Genomic DNA, 18,560 nt, shown 5'->3' with positions numbered 1-18,560 from the left:
TTTAGCATCAGATCAAAAATGCTTACGGCAGAGGCTGTGAACTCCTCAGGTAGCTGAACAGGTCGCGGACTTCTTTTTCAGAGAGTTTGTCGAGCAGACCCTCTGGCATCAACGATTTCTTCTGAGGCAGCATTTCGTCGATGTTATTACGTTCGACGGTGATACTCTGGCCGTCGGCACTGCGGATCACAATCACATTGTTGTCCTGGTCAGCCAGGAATCCGTTGACGGTTCGCCCATCCTCAGTGATGATGAGGAACGTTTCAAATCCTTCGCGGATCTCTGCAGAGGGATTCACAATATTTACCAGCATCCGATTTACATCATCGCGTTTGAAGGCGGTCAGGTCGGGGCCAATTTCTCCCCCTTCGCCGAATAGTTTATGGCATTTGCCACAGCTCTTCTGGAAGAGTTTTTCTCCCGCATAACGGTCTGGCTCTTCTTTACTGTTTTGCAGCAGTTTTTGATTGGTGGCGATCTGCTTTTGCATTTCTTCCGTGGTGGCACCGGCGATGGAGCCGAAGTGTTTCGCGATCAGATCTACGATACCTTCATCACTGTAAACGGTCATCTTCCGTGCTGTTTCAATCGAGACTGTATCTTTATTGATTTTTCCGGAATCGATGGACGTCAGAAATTCAAGCGACCACGGTTTCCGAATCGACACTAGTGTCTGGGCAGCACTCCGTAAATCGTCTGACATATCCGGATACTGGGTACTGATCACTTTGCCGATGGTCGCATCCGGGTATTGCTGCAGGGCATTGATGGAGGCAATCTGCATTTGCAGGTCGCTGGAGTTTTGAATGATCTCCAACAGCACCGGCACACACGCGGGGACTTTCACTTCACCGAGGATCTGAATCAGGTCCAGTCGTTTTTGATTGTCGGCTTTGGTATCGGCGACGATTTTGAGTGCTTTGGCGATGGCTGTTTTGTCGCCTTGACGAATTCCCAGGGACATGGACTGACCACCATATTTAGACATCGCCGTGATCAGTTCCTGGGGGAAACTGGCTTGGGAGCGACCCTTCATCGCCGTCTCAAAACCGGACATCAGGATTTCCGCATGCGATTTTTCGGGTGCTAATTCCAGAAGCCTGGCGCAGACCATCAGGTCGTTTCGAGAACCCGTTGAGGCATACCGCCGCATGATACGTTCCAGGATGTATTTTTCGACGATCGGATACTGCCAGACTTCTGCTTTCGAAAAATAGGCCAGTAATGCGTCGCGGTTTTTATCGGCCCGTTTTTCCAGTGACCACCAGAGAATTAGCGGCAGATGTACGTCGTCAAGATCTTCGGAGCGGCTTAACAGATTAAAGGCGATCGGCAGACCGATTTCTGCTGAAATACGTTTCGAGGAACTGGCGAGCTGGCTGCGAACCTGCACGTGCGGTTCTTTTGACGCGAGGTCGATCAGTTGCTGCCCGATTTTTGCAGGCACCCGGTTTTCATCACACAACAGTCTGATGGTCCAGGCACGAACGAATGGATCTTGATGCTGTAGTGCTTTCTCTGCTGCAGTTTCATCCAGGCCGCCACTCAGATTTAGCGCCCAGAGTGCTTCCAGCGCCGATTGCCCCTCTGAGGTAAACAGTTTTTGTTTCAAAGCCGGAATGACTGACGCATCTTTACGATCGCCGAATAACCGCAAGGCTTGCTGACGGTACCATTTGTTAGGGTGGTCGAGAACTGCGATTAATTCCAACGAAGATTTCTTCCCCAGATCAAAGGGCGCGACTGGTTTCGCATCTTTGGCTGTGATGCGATAGATACGACCGTCCTCTTTTTCCACCTGACCTGCGTAGTGTTGTCCGTGAGCGATTTGATGTTCGTACATGTCACAAAAATAAATCGCGCCATCGGGGCCGACCTTGATATCGACGGGCCGAAATCGTTTGTCGGTTGTCGCCACCGGTCGCTGCAGGTCTTCGGTTTGATAGGAAGAACCGTTTGCGGTAAGTTTACTTTCGACCACGCGGCCCTGCAGCGGTTCGATACCAAACAGGTGCCCCCAATATTTTTTGGGGAGCGTATCTGCTTCATAGATGATGAAGTTATGTGTGAAGCGTGGAACCTTGGCGTGTTTCATCGCCGGGAAATAACCAAAGGCATACGGATTGGAAAGCGGGCCGTGCTTGCCAAAGCCTTTCTGGTAGTAGCTACCTTGCGTGTAGTGAAATCCGCGTGTGTTCCCGCCGTTGTGTCCAGAATAGAGTCGTCCTTTATTATCAAACTCGACACCGAACGCATTTCCGCCCCCCTCGGCGAAGACTTCGTAAATTTTCTTTTCAGGATGATAGCGCCAGATCAACTGACCAAGCGATTGGATGGCTTCACTGTCTTTCTGCCCCGGTTTTTTTACTTTACCGGAGACAGTGCTTCCCTGTGATGAATACAACCAGCCATCCGGTCCCCAGCGCAGGCTGTTGACCACCGAGTGCGTATCTTCCATGCCGAACCCTTCGAGATGCACGACAGGATCGCCATCAGGAACGTCGTCATTGTCTTTGTCCGGATAGAATAGTAGATAGGGAGGATTCAATACCCAGACGCCGCCACGCCCTTTGACAAACGAAGAGGCAATGTTCAATCCATCAACGAATGTTTTATGCTTGTCATATTTGCCATCGCCGTTGGTATCTTCGTGAATCGTTATTTTATCTGCCCCTTTTTCGTGATGCGGCGGAGGCAGTGGTACTTTGTCATAAACAGAGCGGTGGTGTTTATCCTTGCTTAGAATCCTTAAACCTTCGGGGTAAGGATACTGCAGATAGTTGATGACCCACATGCGGCCGCGTTCATCGAAATTCTGAAAGATGGGTTGCTTCACAAAGGGTTCGGCAAGTACCTGCTCGATTTTAAGATCAGCGGGTACTGTGAATTGTTTCAACGAGTCGGCGGGGCTGAAGAATTCACCGCCGGTATTGTTCGGAGGGGGCACTGGTGGCGCAGCCTGGGCTACGGCCAATGAAGTCATTGTGAGTGTGATCGTCGCCAAAAAGAACAATCGCTGGTTCATTGTTCTCGATCCTTTATTTCTATGATTCAGAGAATCTTTTTCAGATAAACAGGTGGGGATTTTGTATGATATTTCTGGTAAGACGATTCCGAGCTATTTTATAAAGTAAATTCAGAATCTTATTCTTAGTCTGTAGAGAGCGTGTGGCAAAATCAAGGATCAAGCCCTGATTCCCTGTTGGTTTCTTTGATTGTTCCGGCCTGTCTCTTGCGTGCTGAGACGGAAAAACGGAACTCGATGGTAGCTATTGGCTACTTCCTTTCTTTACGATAAGGGAAGGCGTTATCCGCAATCACAAAACGAACTTTTCCATTATTCGTTCAAAATCAGGATCATTTCCGATGTTAAAACACTCTGCGATTACCTTCGCCATGATTTATTTGTCTATTTGCTCTCCCGGGGCCTTTGGTCAGGAGCAGAAGCCAGAAATACATCCCTTGCCGCCGACTGTGGCAGAGAACGCCAAACTGCAGGAAGAGTATGCGGCCAAAGCATTTTTTGAAGGCCCGATCTGGGACCCTGTGGGACAGAAGCTCTACTTTACTTCGTTTGTCGATAAAGACACCAAAATCTTGCGTTTGGACGAGCGAGGGCAAGCCAGCATCTGGCTTGATCAGACGAAAGGCATCAATGGAACGTATCTCTCCAATGAAGGGCGTATGCTTGGTGCGCAGGCCTATGGTCAACATGTAATGAATTACGGCTTCGGCGATTCCGGTCCGAGTGACACGATTATCGTGGCTCAGAATCCCCAGTGGAATCAGCCGAATGATGTGTGTCAGACTCCCAATGGGAATATTTATTTCACCGATCCTGATTTCAAGAATCGCAAAACAAGCGCCGTTTATGTGAAGACAATTGATGGGGCCGTTAAGAAAATCATCACCGAGATGCCGGTCCCCAACGGCGTGATCGCCGCCAACGATGGAAAGACGCTTTATGTGGGTGACAGTCACGAAAAACTCTGGCGGAGTTATTCGATCAAAAAGGATGGGACGGTAGGGACCGGGGAAATCTTTTTCAACCCCGATACGCAGCGAAAGGATTCCCCGGATGGCATGAGCATCGATGCGAATGGGAATCTGTATCTGTCAGGGCGGGGAGGCGTCTGGGTTGCCAGTCCCTCGGGGAAGTCGCTGGGTTTAATTCCGATTCCAGAATTCTGCTCGAATGTGACGTTCGGCGGAGCAGATGGAAAAACCTTGTATTTCACTTGCGCAAATAAAGTTTACAGCTTGCAGATGAATGTGAAAGGGGCTCAGTTTCGCTGAAAAAAAGAGGGAGCAAATCAGAAACGAATCAGCTCCATTTCAAGTTCACAGCTTGAACGATCTATCACAAAAAAACGGGCGACGTCTTTTGATGACGTTGCCCGTTTGAGAGTGCGGAGGTTGTAGAAACCACGCTTACAGAATCGCGGCCCCTTTGACGTTGATTCCTTTAAGGACCATTTTCAATTCTTCCACGTTTGGTGAAATTTCGAATGCATCAGCGCGGCTGATAAATTCACGGTCAATGAAACCTTTCAGGCTGTCGTTGAACTGCTGCATGCCTTCATCTTTACCAATTCGGATCGCGGCTGCCAGTTTTTCATCCTGCTCTTCAAGAATTAGTTTTCGCACGGTGGGGTTGAAACTCATGATTTCGATAATAGGCACGCGACCCGGTGCATCGACGATTGTCTTCAACAGTTTTTGCGCAACAATGGCGCGCATGTTAAACGCCAAACTGCTTCGCAGTGCTTTATGCATATCCTGCGGGAACAAGTCGAGAATACGGCCGATACAACTGGGGGCATTGGAAGCGTGAATCGTTCCGAATACAAGGTGGCCCGTTTCTGCAGCGTGGATCGCGGTAGAGAATGTTTCCATGTCACGCATTTCGCCCACCAGCATGATGTCGGGGTCCTGACGCACCGCATGTTTCATCGCAATTTCAAAGTCTTTCACATCAATCCCGACTTCGCGTTGATTGATCAGACATTTATTCTGGGTGTAAACGAATTCGATCGGGTCTTCAATCGTGAGAATATGTTTGCGATAGTTGTCATTGACCCAGTTCAACATCGAAGCAATCGTCGTACTTTTACCACTACCGGTGACCCCCGCCAGCAACACCATGCCCTGGTCGAATTTACAAAGTGATTCCATGACGGGAGGCAGGTACAAGCCATCAAAGTTGGGAATCGAGCGTTCGATTTTACGGGAGACCATTCCGGGAACTCCCAACTGGATAAACAGGTTCACACGAAACCGCCAGGGCACGCCTTCGTATTCCACCACGTAAGAAAAGTCGGCTCCCCCTTCATCGACGAAAATTTTCTGGTTTCGCTCATCCATCATAGGTTCAAACAGTGCCATCATCTGATCCCGGTCGATGGGGTCCATCTGCAGTTCGCGCAGGGTCCCTTTCACTCGTAAGATCGGCGCTTTTCCGACTTGCATATGCAAGTCGGAACCGCCATGCTTGATTAACTGGCGGAATACTTTATCGACTTCATTTTCAGCATGCCCGGTTAAAGGAGAGATATCTTTCGCTTTCGCTGGAACGGTTGTCGCCATAAACAAACTCCACTTATCAAATAATCTGTTCGGCTACACGACCCTGTAGCAGAGTAGAAATGAAATACTGACTGGATTCAGGAAGCAGGATCCACATGGATGGCCTCGCTGGTTCAACTGGTCTAAATTCGACCGCTATTACTATTTTGATTACTCTGGAAGAACATGCAAGGCCCTTTTGACACGACAGGGGTAAATTTGTCACTCTTTGGGCATTCAATCCGGTTGTGTGAGCCTGTTATTTCGGAGTCAGGGAAACCGAACTTTTGAATCGAATGGGAATGCCACGTTCTGCTAAATACTGTTTTGTTTCATCGACAGGATGGGTGCCATAATGAAAAATACTGGCGGCTAATGCGGCGCTGGCTTTGCCTTCAGTGAGCACATCATACAAGTGTTCGGGGCAGCCGGCGCCTCCGCTGGCCACGACCGGAATCGTAACGGCCTCGGCGACAGCTTTCGTCATCGGCAGGTCGTAACCATCTTTGGTGCCATCCGCGTCCATGCAAGTCAAAACAATTTCCCCTGCGCCCAGGTCTTCTACTTTTTGAGCCCATTCGATGGCCTGCAGGCCGGTGGGAACACGTCCGCCATTGACGTGCACTTCCCAGAATTCTTTTCCGTCTTTTTGAACCCGCTTCGGATCGATATTCACGACGATACATTGACTGCCGAAACGTAAAGCGGCTTCCTTGATCAAATCTGGATCTTTGACCGCGGAAGAGTTGATCGAAACTTTATCACAGCCGGCATTCAACAAAGCGCGAATGTCTTCCAGCGTTCGAATCCCGCCGCCAACAGTGAGAGGCATGAAGATCACTTCGGATGTCCGCCGGACAATATCCAGGATGATCTCGCGTTCTTCGTGGCTGGCAGTAATATCCAGAAAAACCAGTTCATCAGCGCCTTGTTCCTCATACCGCGCAGCGACTTCGACGGGGTCACCGGCGTCCTGCAGATTGACAAAGTTAACCCCTTTGACAACGCGGCCCTCATGGACATCAAGGCAGGGAATGATTCGTTTTGCCAGCATTTATCAAAACCTCAGAGTGGATATTAAGAGTTGTTGAGCTCACTTAAATCGGAAACACAGAGCTGATGGGATTATAGCTCCCAGCATGACCAGATTAAACCAAGGTGTGCTGAATAGGGAATGTCCTCAGGGCTGAGTGACTTACTAATTATGAAGTCCGAAGATTCTGAATGCTACATGAGTGGCCCTGTGTGCCAGTGGGTTATTGTACCTATTTGTACGCGTGTTTTAATTTAAAAACTAAGTATATTCATTAATAATCTTGTTGACAAATAAGAATTATCACATGCATAATTAGAGTTGTTGATTATTTCAACACATAGTTTTGCATCCCGTCTTTTGCTGAATTACTTAGTAAGTCTAGATATTAAATTGTTTGTGATTATTTCGAATCCCGCAAATTCTTCGTGGGTGGCACTAACGAATTTAGACTGTGTCTTTGAGTTAGATTCTTAGAACTGTGTTTCACACTATTTGTTTTAAGATCGTTTCAAAAGCTCGTTTTCTTTTGTTTGAGCCAAAACACGTCATAGTGATTTTATTTCATTTCTTTCAAATATTTTCCGGAGGTGGAAGATGCAACGACACGAAAAAAGACGCGGCTTCACATTAATTGAACTCCTGGTTGTTATCGCCATTATCGCGATTTTGATTGCGCTCTTATTACCGGCTGTTCAACAGGCACGTGAAGCAGCAAGACGTTCAACCTGTAAAAACAATCTGAAGCAAATTGGACTGGCTTTACACAACTACCATGATGCCCATTCTGCTTTCCCGTATGCAATATCCCACAGTTCCAGTATCACTGGGGATTCGGCCAATCATACAACAGCCCTTAATCATAAAGGATGGTTGTTAGTATTGCCTTATATTGATCAGGCCCCTTTATACAATCAGTTTAATTTCAGCCTGGCTGCCAGTACGGCTCGATTAAATGGTAAGACCGTTCCCGGTGGTTTGAATCCAGGGGATCCAGGAAATGCCAATGATTTGGTAGTCACTCGAATCATTCCGGCATTCATGTGTCCTTCTGATGACAATCAAACACATTACACCAGTACCTCTGACGCAAACTATTCTGTAGCAAGTGGAACCTCCACACAAACGGGAGCTTATACAAACTATGATTTTAGTGTCAGACGTGCTTCCAGCAGTGCCCCCATTTGGGATCGAGATTCACGGTCGAGCCGCCGAATGTTTGGATTCGATTCCTGCAGTAGGATCAGGGATGTCAAAGACGGGATGAGCAATACCGTTGCGATCGGCGAAACTCTGCGTTGGACCTATAATGGAGTTTCGCAAACCTGGGGTTATTCCAAATGGGTAGGAAATGGTGTTGATTTAACCTACTCACGTGGCATTAACTGGTGGCCTTGTTGTTCCTGGGATTCACCGCCATTTCAACGTGCTACAGGTCCGGGAAGACTCGGTGACTGGTCTACAGTCGGTAGCTTACACACAGGTGGCGCTCATGTCTTAATGGGCGATGGTGCGGTCAGATTCATTAGCGAAAATATTGATGCAACGACTCGCAATAACCTAGCCTACATTTCAGATGGAAATCCAATTGGAGAATTCTAAACTCTGATTGAGGGGCGTTGTTGAGGTACCGCGAGGACCACGGGTGATCTGGCTGCACCCGTGGCCCGTTTCTATTTTTCCGATCTTCAAGTCTGCATTCATTTTTTGATTTATCTGGTAGGACAGGATATTAATTCAATGCGTTATAATCGATCCCTCTTAAGCTGTTTGCTTTTTTGTTTGGTGGGTTGCGGTGGTGCTGCTGTCGAAAATACACTAGAGGTCTATCCCGTGAGTGGTATGGTATTAGTGGATGGAAAGGCCTTACCTGCTGTTTCAGTCACTTTTTTTCCAGAGAAAGCGACGAAAGGCAATGGTGGATTTGGTGCCACGGATGAGTCTGGAAACTTTACACTTAAAGATCGTGACCAACGCGAAGGTGTTTCAGAAGGAACCTATCGTGTATTGTTTACTCGTCTGGTGAAACCCGATGGGAGCCCCATTGGAAATGATCAAATGGCGGCTGATGTCGGCGCTGTGAATCAACTCCCGGAAATTTATAACGATCTGAGTCAGTCTCCAGTGACAGCGACTGTGGGAAAAACAAATGAACCATTCAAGTTTGAATTGAAATCAAAGTAGTTTCGCATTTCATTCAAAGAACCCCCATGCCTGACCGTCTGCATTGAGAAATGGTTTTAATTACTGAAGTCAGTCATTAAAAGTACGAATTGCACTAGTCCCTGGTCTCTAACAAGGGCAGGTCTCTCTTGAGATCTGCCCTTGTTGCATAAAATCTTGGTGACGCAGGCGACACTTGCTCGGCAGTTCCTCGCATTCTGCCTCTGAGCAAAAGTTGAAATCGCCGCTCACGTCTTTGCTATGGCGCTGTTGAAGATATTTCCGAAGACGCCCGAACTCATTTTAAATGCTGTTCGGTCCTTCACTTCTACAACCAATGGTGATGACCTGGCAATTTCAGATCGGGCCAGCCTCCCCTTATGCTAAGAATAGGGGAAAATACCTAGGTTTCGGTGTCCGTATGACCAATTTCATGATTTCCAGTATGGACTGTTGACATCGTAAAGGAGACCTCTGTAAACTGCCCATTAATCGTTTGTATATTAATGCACGAATGTATTAATCCGGCTTAATTCCTAAGCAGCAGGCACAAATACTCTCAAATTGGATCCCACTTCAATCATCTATCAATGAGTTCGTTCAAGAGCTCTTTTTATCGATGGAATATAGCAGCTCATTTCTATCGCGAGCTGCTTAGTTGCGACTGTCATTTCTTATTCTTTTTTCTAAGGAGCAGGAACGTGAAATTAAATCCTTTACAGAGGCGCGGATTTACGCTGATTGAGTTGTTAGTAGTGATTGCGATTATCGCCATTTTAATTGCTTTACTATTGCCTGCAGTGCAACAGGCACGGGAAGCCGCACGTCGAACTCAGTGCAAAAATAATTTAAAGCAACTGGGTCTGGCATTGCACAATTATCATGAAACCTACGGTTCGTTTCCGCCAGCACAAATTCGTGGTTGGAATGGCACAAATGAAACAGGAAACGCTGCAAGCTGGGGGGCCATGATTTTACCATATATGGATCAAGCACCGCTCTATAACCAGCTTAATTTTAACATCGGCATTTTTGAGGGAACAAATAAAACAATCATTCAGGGATTGAGTGGCATTCCCGGTGTCTTGTGTCCCAGTGATACCGATCGCGCTCCAACGCGAAATGTCCACGGTGCAACTACTCCCAATTATATGAGTTCCATTCCCAGTACAAGTTATGCGGGGAGTGCGGGAGGATTTCAGAACGCAGATAGTACTACCGCGATTGTGTCAGGTGGATTTTTTACAATGGATCCCGCACGTCCCTCCAAAATCGCCAGCTTTAAGGACGGAACTTCAAATACGATTGCCGTCGGTGAAAGATCGTACCAGGTCTGGACCGGTGGTTCCTGGCTGGGACTGCAACACAGTACCTATACCACATCCAGCCCCGGAAATGATACTGCCTGCTGTTGGGACTGGTTCATGGCAGCCGGTTTATATCCGATTACCAACGAACTCAAGCCAGGAATGACTTCTCAAAACTGGCGGTTTGGTAGTCCGCATACGGGGGGGGCTCAGTTTCTGATGGCAGATGGCGCTGTCCGATTTATCTCGGAAAATATTCAGCATGTCGTTTCAACAAGAAGTGCTTCGACGTGTGCTGTTCAAGGCTGTGGCTGTGAATGGAGCAATGACGCGAATGCCTGTGCGACAGGTGTACCCGGTGGCGGGTGGAATGATAAAGCCTATCTGGCAAATCATTTTGGCGTTTATCAGCGGTTGCACCATCGAAACGATGGGTTAACGGTCGGCGAGTTTTAAACGAACTGCTGTTCTTTGAGCCAAACCGACTCAGCGAGCAGCCCAGAATGGTTTCTGCCTGCACTCTTCGAAGCCGGGGAGTGCAGGTTTTCTGAATAACATGCAATCCAGAGCGATGTTGTTTTTAGTGCAATGCAATTGAAACGCTTTTAGTCCGAAAGGAAGGAATGATGAGTCAACTTACAAACAAATGGATACGCAAGGTAGTGGGTGCCTGTTTTCTGTTTCTTTGCCTGATTGTATCAGCTTGTGGAAATTCCAATAACGCTGAATCGACTCAACCCGATCCTGGTTTGAACGCGGAAGAAGGCACAGCAGCCGTGGATCAGAATAAGAAGTAGCTGGGCTATGGTTTCCTGAAAAACAGGGCTCTTAAAAATGAACAAAGCCGACTGCTCATAATAAGGAGCAGTCGGCAAAGAGTAAGAGCAATTAACAAATGGTAGAAGCGAGAAAAACGCTTCTCTCAACCATTTGGCGGAAGAGCCAGGGTTTCCTCATCTCCCACTTCGATGGGGGTTTCACTATCATCTGAAGGGCCTTTCGAACTCCCGGTGCAAGCAGTGATTGAAAATAGGAATACAAGGCTTAAGAAAAATGGCAATAGTTTGTGAAACGGTTTCACAATTCTCTCCTTAACGTGATCAACAAATGATGGCTTAACCAAACTGAGGTCAAATAGTAATACAGGAATTCCCAGTGTTGGGACCAGGATCGATTAATACTCGCCTAAGACTTCACCATCGTTGATCCGCGTCAGCAAAGCGTAAGTATTCTTATCCATGTTTTCGCTGAGGAACCGTACGGAGCCATCTCCCATCAAAGTATGAATGCCCCCTTCATGGACACTGGATGCAACGCCCACATGATGTCGTCTGTCGGCAGTGGTTCCGGAACTGGTCATTCCAGGTACGTGGTAGGCACCATTGATGTGATACCGTGCATTATTGATGTGGTTGGCATCGATGTTGGGGTGGTTGACTGCAAAAGTACCATAGCGGCGGTACCCGCCCCAAATTGGAGTATACGCATCATGTGTACGGCCATTGATGGCGCCTTCACAGACAGCGATAGTCACGCTGGTTCCGTCCTTGATATCTTTGATCTTCGCAGCACCGTTAAAACCAAACATTCCGCGATAGCGAATGCCTGTGCGTCCATCTGCAAGGTTACTGGAACTGGTTTGATAGATTGACCAGAGTCGTCCTCCCGACCATCCATTTCCATGTCCACCAGCACAAAACAGATAATTCGTTCTAGCATGATTGGCAATATAATTGGCTACGTCAGTCCTGTCACTCTCAAGTGTATCACCATCATCAGACGGGCAAATCAGGACAGGCAGGATCGTCTGTACCAGAGGGCTATTCGCATTCGGCCAGCCGCCAACGACTCCTGTAATTGAATTTGAAACGGTACTCGAAGGGGCGGCGTAATGGCCGTTGGTAGCGATGTTTAAGTTGAGCTGGTTATAAAGTGGTGCTTGGTCCATGAAAGGCAGTAACATCAACCAACCTGTATGATTTAAAGCAAGGGTCGGTTCAGGAGAGACATCGCGAAAGTCTCCACTCCCAATCTGATTGGCGCCGAACGGAAAAGTCCGGTGAGTCTCATGATAGTTGTGTAACGCCAGGCCGATCTGCTTCAGATTGTTCTTGCAAGTGCTTCTGCGGGCTGCTTCACGTGCTTGCTGCACTGCTGGTAAAAGTAGTGCAATTAGAATGGCTATGATCGCAATCACCACCAGGAGTTCGATTAGGGTAAAACCCCGTTTTGTTGTGAGCCGTCTCATCTTCACCTCCGGAATATAGAGAAATAAGAGAAATGATGACCATTTCGAACTCTCATCCGGCTCTCAAGTGAATTGAAAACGGAAATACACACAGCATTTAGAGATGCAAACAAAGAAAAAGAAACTGTGCGCAAACAAAATTCAGTTAACTATTATAGAGCGACGAAATCTTTTGATAAGAGGACGAAATTTGTACTTATACGACAAATTAACTGCCAGAACTGACAGGGTAATACTCACAATGTTTAGAGGCGAAAGCCTGATGGATTTGTTGCATTAATAAACTTCATTAAAAGTCAGAATATGAATTTGTCAATAACTTAATTGGTGCATTTATTAATTTTATAGTCTTGAATACCTACTAGAAATGCGTATCTACTGTTGGTTGTTATTGTTATGCATATTAATGAATTTACTAATAAATATAGGTGGATTCATTAATTTTATGTGTTGGTTTCTGGTGGCGGATGTCATTCTTAGGTCTATCGTGCATCCAAATCCGAACGCATCCCATCTGGGTATGATCTGTTTTCATTGGAAAAAATGGAAAATATGATAAGTCAACTTGTGATATGGCTATTGTCCCGGTTCAATCGAACTGATCCGGTAGTAAAGACCTTATCAAGTCAGATGCGCAATGATTCGAGCGCGCTCCGATTTTTGTCATATCATTCACCCGAGGAGAGAGAGATGAAATGTTTGATTACCTGGAAGTTGTTATTGCTCTTTTCTGCTTTGATTGGTCTTTGCAGTCAAAGAGATCTCCTCGCCAGCGAAAAAGGCCAGAGCCTTGTTCCGGTCACCGCCAAAACAGAGCGCGTCCTGCAATTGCCGCCACATGGTAATAATCCCCGTAATAGTGAAGGGGACTTTATTACGCTCAAGGACGGTCGCATTCTTTTCATTTACACGCACTTCACCGGCGGCGCCGCCGATCACTCCTCTGCGTTTCTGGCAGGCCGCTATTCGTCTGATGGAGGAAAAACATGGACTCAAAAAGATCAGACGATCATTGAGAATGACGGCAAGCAGAATATCATGTCAGTCTCACTACTGCGGCTGCAGTCCGGTCAAATTGCTTTGTTCTACGCCCGTAAAAATTCGATTCATGATTTACTTCCCGTGATGCGTCTCAGCAACGATGAAGGAGCACACTGGAGCGAGCCGGTTGAAATTATTCCTGCAGAGCAGGGGGGCTATTATGTTCTGAATAACGATCGGGTCATTCAATTAAAAAACGGCCGCATTGTGATTCCTCTGGCGTTGCATCAAAATCTGAAAGGTTCTGATCGCTTCAATCCCAATGCCCGATTTGTATGTTACTACTCAGACGATAACGGCAAGACCTGGCAGCGCGGCGAAGAAGTGACCGTCGAAAAACAACCGGGCAGCAAACAACCCTATATGCAGGAGCCCGGCGTAGTCGAACTCAAAGATGGCAGGCTGATGGGATTCTGTCGCACCAACGGCGGCAGTCAGTATGTCGCGTATTCACAGAATGGCGGCAAGTCATTTTCCAAACTCAAACCATCTAATATCATTTCACCAGTGTCACCCGCTTCGATTGAACGTATCCCTGCTACAGGTGATTTACTGTTGGTCTGGAACAATCATCGCGACATCAGCCCACAACTGCGCGGCAAGCGAACACCGTTAACAATCGCTGTCTCTAAAGATGAAGGCAAAACCTGGGAACACATTCAGAATATCGAAACCAACCCGAATGGCTGGTATTGTTACACCGCCATCGAATTCACAGAGGACGGCGTTCTGCTCGGGCATTGTGCCGGTGATCGGACTAAAAATAACGGCCTGGCAGAATCACAAATCACTCTGATTCCGCTCACAGCGATCTATGAAAAGTAAGCCGGCATCAAACTGACGATCACAGAAAGGTCCCTGATTAACAGGATTTAATCCAATAGTACTCGAAAAAATGGTCTCAAGTGGTCTCATTCAGAAAATGACTTGAATTGCGGTGCGCGATCAGACACACTGATTTTAAAGAGTGTTAAATAACTCCCCTGTCCGATCATTCTGGAGTCCTGATATGAGACCGTTTTCACTATCCCGCCGACAGTTTTTAGGAACCACGTTCGCCAGTAGTCTGGGATCACTGGTGCTCCCTGCGTTTGCTTCAGGACAGACGCCGAAAGTGAAACAACTGCGGGCTACTGACGGAGATCAGCGATTCGAACCAGACTGGGATGAGCGGCTCTCGATCTCGGTTGGCACTCAAACAGGCGACATTGTCGGCAGTAGCGACAAAGCATTGCAGGCCGCCATCGATTATATCGCCGGCAAAGGAGGCGGCACGGTCCGGATTCTGCCGGGAACGTTCACGCTGCGACATGCTCTATATCTTCCTTCCCAAATTCGTCTTCTGGGGAGTGGTCCCGAAACCATCATTACCAAAGGTGCTTCTGAAACCATCGCACTCTCGGAAGATTCTGACTGGTACGATCAGGAGATCACGCTTGAGAAATCAGCCGGTTTTCAGGTGGGGGATGGCGTCGTACTGATCACCAAAAATCCGAGTACGGGAAGCCAGGATGTGATGAAGCGTACGCTGGTTGCACGCTCAGGAAACCGATTCAAATTGAATAAGGGACTCCGTAAAAATCTATGGCTTTCCGGCAAGCCGACAGCGTCGTCTCTGTTTCCACTCCTGACCAGCGAATATACGAAAAACGTGGTCATTGAAAATCTGACGCTGGACGGCAACCGAAAAAATAATACCAATCTGAATGGCAATTATGGTGGTTGCATCTTCCTGCAGGACTGCAATCGTTACACCATTCGCAACGTGACCACGCGCAATTACAACGGCGATGGAATCAGCTTCCAGATTTGCCACGATGTGAAAGTCGAGAATTGTCACAGTCACGACAACGCCGACCTCGGCGTGCATCCGGGCTCTGGTTCACAACGACCTCAGATCGTGAACAGCCGCTTTGAAAACAATCATATCGGCCTGTTCTGGTGCTGGGGAGTCAAATACGGGCTGGCGGAAAAGAATCAGATGACGGGAAACAACTTCGGTATTTCGATCGGCCATAACGATACCGATAACGTCATGCGCGAGAATGTGATTTCCAATAGTGGAAAAGTAGGCATCTTGTTTCGCGATGATGCCCGCGGGAAAAACTTCTGGGCCAACCGCAATACGGTGGTGAAAAATCAAATCATCAACAGCGGTGCAGAACAGGGAGTCGCCATAGATATCACCGGAAAAACATCAGACCTGATCATCACCGAGAATACCATTGTCGAACAGCGAAAGCCCATGCAGCGCACGGGCATTCGCATTGGACCAGATGCGGGAACCGTCAATCTGGCTGATAATCTAATTCAGGGATTCATAAAATCCATCGACGATCAACGCAAAAACAGCTGATGTGATCTGAAACTCTCAAGGCTTCAGATCGCATTGGCTATTCCGCGGCGATTTCTTCTGACTTCATGCATTTTCCGATTTGCTTGACTGCCTGTCTGAGGCGTTGCGAATTTTCAACGATGGCCATTCGCAGGTAACCTTCTCCATCTTCGCCGAACCCACGACCGGGACTGACCGCGACACCCCCTTCATCAAGTAACTTCATTGCAAAATCAATTGATCCCATTTGAGCCCAGGGTTCGGGAATCTTCGCCCAGACAAACATGCCGGCTTTGGGACGTTCGATTTCCCAACCCAGTCGTTCCAGGCCGCTACAGAAGACATCGCGTCTTTGCTGATATTCCGCGGCGATACTATCGACGGCGGCTTCACAGTGACGCATGGCGACGATCGCAGCAATTTGAACTGGCTGAAACAGACCGTAGTCGTAGTAGCCTTTGATGGTCGAGAGGGCTCGCACCATTTCCGAGTTGCCCGAGCAAAAGCCGATTCGCCAGCCGGCCATGCTAAAGCCCTTACTCATCGTCGTGAATTCCACACCGACTTCCGAGGCACCAGGGGTCGCTAAAAAACTGGGGGCTTTGTAACCGTCGAAACAGATGTCTGCGTATGCAAAGTCGCTGATCACCAGGAATGAATATTTTCGCGCCAGGCGGACCAGTTCCACATAAAAGTCCTGCTCGATCACCGTGGCGCTGGGGTTGTGGGGGAAGTTCACCACAACGACGCGCGGCTTCGGGTAAAGATGTTCGCAGGTGTAAGCGATATTGGAAAGAAATTGATCGGGCTCGCGGACGTCGAGTTCAATCACATTTCCTGCAGCCAGCATCACCGCATAGACGTGGACTGGAAACGAGGGGGAAGGCACAATGGCCGTGTCGCCGGGCCCCATCAGTGCCAGACACAGATGGCTGAAACCTTCTTTGGAACCGATGCAGGTAACGACTTCCGAATCGGGATCCAGTCGCACCCCATATTTTTTCCAATAACGGGACGTCACTTCTTTTCTCAGATTTGCAATTCCGTTGGCCACTGAATAACGGTGGTTTCGGGGATCAGCGACCGCCTCGGTCATCTTCTCCACAATCAACGGATCGGGTGGATCGGTTGGGTTACCCATCCCCAGATCGATCACATCAACACCCGCCACACGCTTCTCGTATTTCAGCTTGTTGATTTTTCCGAAAAGGTATGGGGGTAAACGCTTTACTCTCTCTGCAACGGGGATGGTGAAACCATCGTCTGAAGAGGGAACTTCCGATTCGCCACGCATAATTGAAACACTGCCTGTATAACTAGGAATATTTGTCGACTATCTGTCGGTAGCTCAGATTCCGCCGCCTTTACATTGAGCAGGGGAAGCACACCCGACAGAGACTATTTTACGCGATCGCCCCGAAAAATGCGCCTGCGGAATACGAGGAATTTTTCGCAGATTTTATCAGGACATGAAAAAACGCGTGTCAGTAAACCAGGACTGACACGCGTTTTGACTATCTGGTTCTCTGTTTCAGAGAAATAAGACTATCTACCAGACGGGCTAAGTCCCTGGGTTGGGTTAGGAATCGCTTGTTTCACTCGCCCTTTCGAGAAATTCGTCCCCGAAGTCTGGGAGACCCCACCGGTTGTGGTGTTCGTGATATAATTGTCCACCCTGGTTTCTTCTTTCAGTTTTGCAAACACGCGAGCAACCGCTTCCTGTGTTTGTTCTTCTGTCAACTGTTCGACCAGTTGATTTTGCACTTGGCTGAGGTCCGTCACGACTGGTTCTGTGCGGCCTTCGCAGAGTAGAATCGCATAGCGACTGGGCCCAATCTGAATGATCCCGGAGACCTCTCCTTCTTTCAGCTTGAAAGCGGCTTTCCAAAGGCTCTCATTATCAGAGTATTGGGGAATCGGCTGAATGGCACCACCCAGAGCACGACTGTTCGGCTCAATTGAGTAGTCGCGTGCAACTCGCTCAAACTCAGCGGGAGTTCTTTTGACGTCATCCCAGGTTTTCTGAGCACGATGCAGGTTGTCCAACATGATCATCCGAGCTTTAACACGCGGGCCGTAATCACGAATAAAAGCTTTCTGGACCTGATCCTTAGTCAAATTGGTTTGTTGACCGGCCAGTTTTCGTAAAGCCAGCATCGGCCAGATCACATTGCGGCGATACTGATTGGGATTCATTTTTCGTTCTGCCTGCAACATGTCATACCAAGTTTTGGTATCCAGATTGAAGCGTTTTGCGATCTTTTCGACTTCGGAGTGAACTTCAGCCTGTTCGACTGCTACGCCAGCTTTCTGGCAAGCCTGCTGAATGATGGCGCGGTTCACAACGTTTTCCAGAACTTCTGGTCCATACAGAGCCACGCATTCACGAGCCAGCTCATCTTCGGTAATCACGACACTGCCCACTTTTGCAACCGGCTGGCTACGGAGCGTTGGTTGTGAACCGGAAAGGCGTACTTTACCAGCTTGTTTCTCTTCACCGGCAGCACCGTCTTTGGCGTTGAAGGTCTGGAAGAAAAGAATGCCAGCGAAAAGAACCAGCCCTGTACCGGCTGCGAAAAAGAGTATTTTTCGTTTCGAGTTTGTCTTGGCGTTGGTCGCATGCGGGTTTGGGGTTGGGTCGCCCATTGCTTAAAATCTCCATGTTTTGTATCCGACGCGAGGGGATCATGTGATTGCCTGTTATCAGCCCCACCAGCATTTAAACTGGATTCAACAATCCTTTGGGTCCTGGATCGTCGGGAAGCGGTTCCGGATCTGTCCTGAATCAGGCAGTTCCAGAGCCACCAATCACGTTGATACTTAGTCGTCAGAAGATTTACGAAACTTCCTTGTCTCAAGCTCTACCAT

Annotated in this window: 13 protein-coding genes; 7 read left to right on the top strand and 6 right to left on the bottom strand. The window is 48.0% G+C overall.

Features of this window, described 5'->3' with window-relative positions; translation table 11 throughout:
- Positions 1 to 22: 22 nt before the first annotated feature.
- Positions 23 to 3,025: a PVC-type heme-binding CxxCH protein gene (locus AAC022_RS10810; protein ID WP_339730841.1), complete on the bottom strand. Its 3,003-nt coding sequence runs from the start codon at positions 3,023 to 3,025 to the stop codon at positions 23 to 25.
- 341 nt (positions 3,026 to 3,366) lie between these two features.
- Between AAC022_RS10810 and AAC022_RS10805 the strand changes: the two genes are divergently transcribed.
- Positions 3,367 to 4,296, top strand: a complete 930-nt coding sequence (locus tag AAC022_RS10805) for an SMP-30/gluconolactonase/LRE family protein (protein ID WP_339730839.1) — start codon at positions 3,367 to 3,369, stop codon at positions 4,294 to 4,296.
- A gap of 135 nt (positions 4,297 to 4,431) precedes the next feature.
- Here the strand turns inward: AAC022_RS10805 and AAC022_RS10800 are convergent, their stop codons facing one another.
- Positions 4,432 to 5,586, bottom strand: a complete 1,155-nt coding sequence (locus AAC022_RS10800) for a PilT/PilU family type 4a pilus ATPase (RefSeq protein ID WP_339730837.1) — start codon at positions 5,584 to 5,586, stop codon at positions 4,432 to 4,434.
- A 238-nt stretch (positions 5,587 to 5,824) separates the two neighbouring features.
- Positions 5,825 to 6,619 carry an imidazole glycerol phosphate synthase subunit HisF gene (gene hisF, locus AAC022_RS10795; RefSeq protein WP_339730835.1) on the bottom strand — a complete coding sequence of 265 codons (795 nt, stop codon included), beginning with the start codon at positions 6,617 to 6,619 and terminating at the stop codon, positions 5,825 to 5,827.
- A 576-nt stretch (positions 6,620 to 7,195) separates the two neighbouring features.
- Between hisF and AAC022_RS10790 the strand changes: the two genes are divergently transcribed.
- From AAC022_RS10790 to AAC022_RS10775, 4 genes are all read left to right on the top strand, one after another.
- The gene (locus AAC022_RS10790; RefSeq protein ID WP_339730833.1) at positions 7,196 to 8,200 is read left to right on the top strand and encodes a DUF1559 domain-containing protein; all 1,005 of its coding nucleotides are present in this window, start codon (positions 7,196 to 7,198) and stop codon (positions 8,198 to 8,200) included.
- Positions 8,201 to 8,338: 138 nt separating this feature from the next.
- Complete coding sequence (locus tag AAC022_RS10785; RefSeq protein WP_339730831.1) at positions 8,339 to 8,782, top strand: carboxypeptidase regulatory-like domain-containing protein; 444 nt, start codon at positions 8,339 to 8,341, stop codon at positions 8,780 to 8,782.
- A 680-nt stretch (positions 8,783 to 9,462) separates the two neighbouring features.
- A complete protein-coding gene (locus AAC022_RS10780) occupies positions 9,463 to 10,524 on the top strand; it encodes a DUF1559 domain-containing protein (RefSeq protein ID WP_339730829.1) in 1,062 nt (353 codons plus the stop codon).
- 170 nt (positions 10,525 to 10,694) lie between these two features.
- Positions 10,695 to 10,865, top strand: a complete 171-nt coding sequence (locus tag AAC022_RS10775; protein WP_339730826.1) for a hypothetical protein — start codon at positions 10,695 to 10,697, stop codon at positions 10,863 to 10,865.
- 377 nt (positions 10,866 to 11,242) lie between these two features.
- Here AAC022_RS10775 and AAC022_RS10770 read toward each other — a convergent pair whose 3' ends face one another.
- The gene (locus tag AAC022_RS10770; protein WP_339730825.1) at positions 11,243 to 12,316 is read right to left on the bottom strand and encodes a DUF1559 domain-containing protein; all 1,074 of its coding nucleotides are present in this window, start codon (positions 12,314 to 12,316) and stop codon (positions 11,243 to 11,245) included.
- A 690-nt stretch (positions 12,317 to 13,006) separates the two neighbouring features.
- On the opposite strand from AAC022_RS10770, the gene AAC022_RS10765 reads away from it, so the two are divergent.
- Positions 13,007 to 14,182 (top strand): sialidase family protein, encoded by a 1,176-nt coding sequence (locus tag AAC022_RS10765; RefSeq protein ID WP_339730823.1) that lies wholly within the window; start codon positions 13,007 to 13,009, stop codon positions 14,180 to 14,182.
- A 184-nt stretch (positions 14,183 to 14,366) separates the two neighbouring features.
- Positions 14,367 to 15,713 carry a right-handed parallel beta-helix repeat-containing protein gene (locus AAC022_RS10760; protein ID WP_339730821.1) on the top strand — a complete coding sequence of 449 codons (1,347 nt, stop codon included), beginning with the start codon at positions 14,367 to 14,369 and terminating at the stop codon, positions 15,711 to 15,713.
- Between the two features lie 37 nt (positions 15,714 to 15,750).
- Here AAC022_RS10760 and AAC022_RS10755 read toward each other — a convergent pair whose 3' ends face one another.
- Positions 15,751 to 16,986, bottom strand: coding sequence for an aminotransferase class I/II-fold pyridoxal phosphate-dependent enzyme (locus tag AAC022_RS10755; protein WP_339730819.1), 1,236 nt, complete (start codon positions 16,984 to 16,986; stop codon positions 15,751 to 15,753).
- A gap of 251 nt (positions 16,987 to 17,237) precedes the next feature.
- Positions 17,238 to 18,338, bottom strand: coding sequence for a peptidylprolyl isomerase (locus tag AAC022_RS10750; RefSeq protein WP_339730817.1), 1,101 nt, complete (start codon positions 18,336 to 18,338; stop codon positions 17,238 to 17,240).
- Positions 18,339 to 18,560 lie beyond the last annotated feature (222 nt).

It is taken from the genome of uncultured Gimesia sp., from assembly GCF_963976445.1.
In the GTDB taxonomy this organism is placed as follows: Bacteria; Planctomycetota; Planctomycetia; order Planctomycetales; family Planctomycetaceae; genus Gimesia.
This window is presented reverse-complemented; position numbering and strand designations above follow the sequence as displayed.

Bases quoted from the DNA above. Each gene is read 5' to 3' on its own strand.
- AAC022_RS10810 (WP_339730841.1), bottom strand. From the start codon at position 3,025: ATGAACCAGCGATTGTTCTTTTTGGCGACGATCACACTCACAATGACT.
- AAC022_RS10805 (WP_339730839.1), top strand. From the start codon at position 3,367: ATGTTAAAACACTCTGCGATTACCTTCGCCATGATTTATTTGTCTATT.
- AAC022_RS10800 (WP_339730837.1), bottom strand. From the start codon at position 5,586: ATGGCGACAACCGTTCCAGCGAAAGCGAAAGATATCTCTCCTTTAACC.
- hisF (WP_339730835.1), bottom strand. From the start codon at position 6,619: ATGCTGGCAAAACGAATCATTCCCTGCCTTGATGTCCATGAGGGCCGC.
- AAC022_RS10790 (WP_339730833.1), top strand. From the start codon at position 7,196: ATGCAACGACACGAAAAAAGACGCGGCTTCACATTAATTGAACTCCTG.
- AAC022_RS10785 (WP_339730831.1), top strand. From the start codon at position 8,339: ATGCGTTATAATCGATCCCTCTTAAGCTGTTTGCTTTTTTGTTTGGTG.
- AAC022_RS10775 (WP_339730826.1), top strand. From the start codon at position 10,695: ATGAGTCAACTTACAAACAAATGGATACGCAAGGTAGTGGGTGCCTGT.
- AAC022_RS10770 (WP_339730825.1), bottom strand. From the start codon at position 12,316: ATGAGACGGCTCACAACAAAACGGGGTTTTACCCTAATCGAACTCCTG.
- AAC022_RS10765 (WP_339730823.1), top strand. From the start codon at position 13,007: ATGAAATGTTTGATTACCTGGAAGTTGTTATTGCTCTTTTCTGCTTTG.
- AAC022_RS10760 (WP_339730821.1), top strand. From the start codon at position 14,367: ATGAGACCGTTTTCACTATCCCGCCGACAGTTTTTAGGAACCACGTTC.
- AAC022_RS10755 (WP_339730819.1), bottom strand. From the start codon at position 16,986: ATGCGTGGCGAATCGGAAGTTCCCTCTTCAGACGATGGTTTCACCATC.
- AAC022_RS10750 (WP_339730817.1), bottom strand. From the start codon at position 18,338: ATGGGCGACCCAACCCCAAACCCGCATGCGACCAACGCCAAGACAAAC.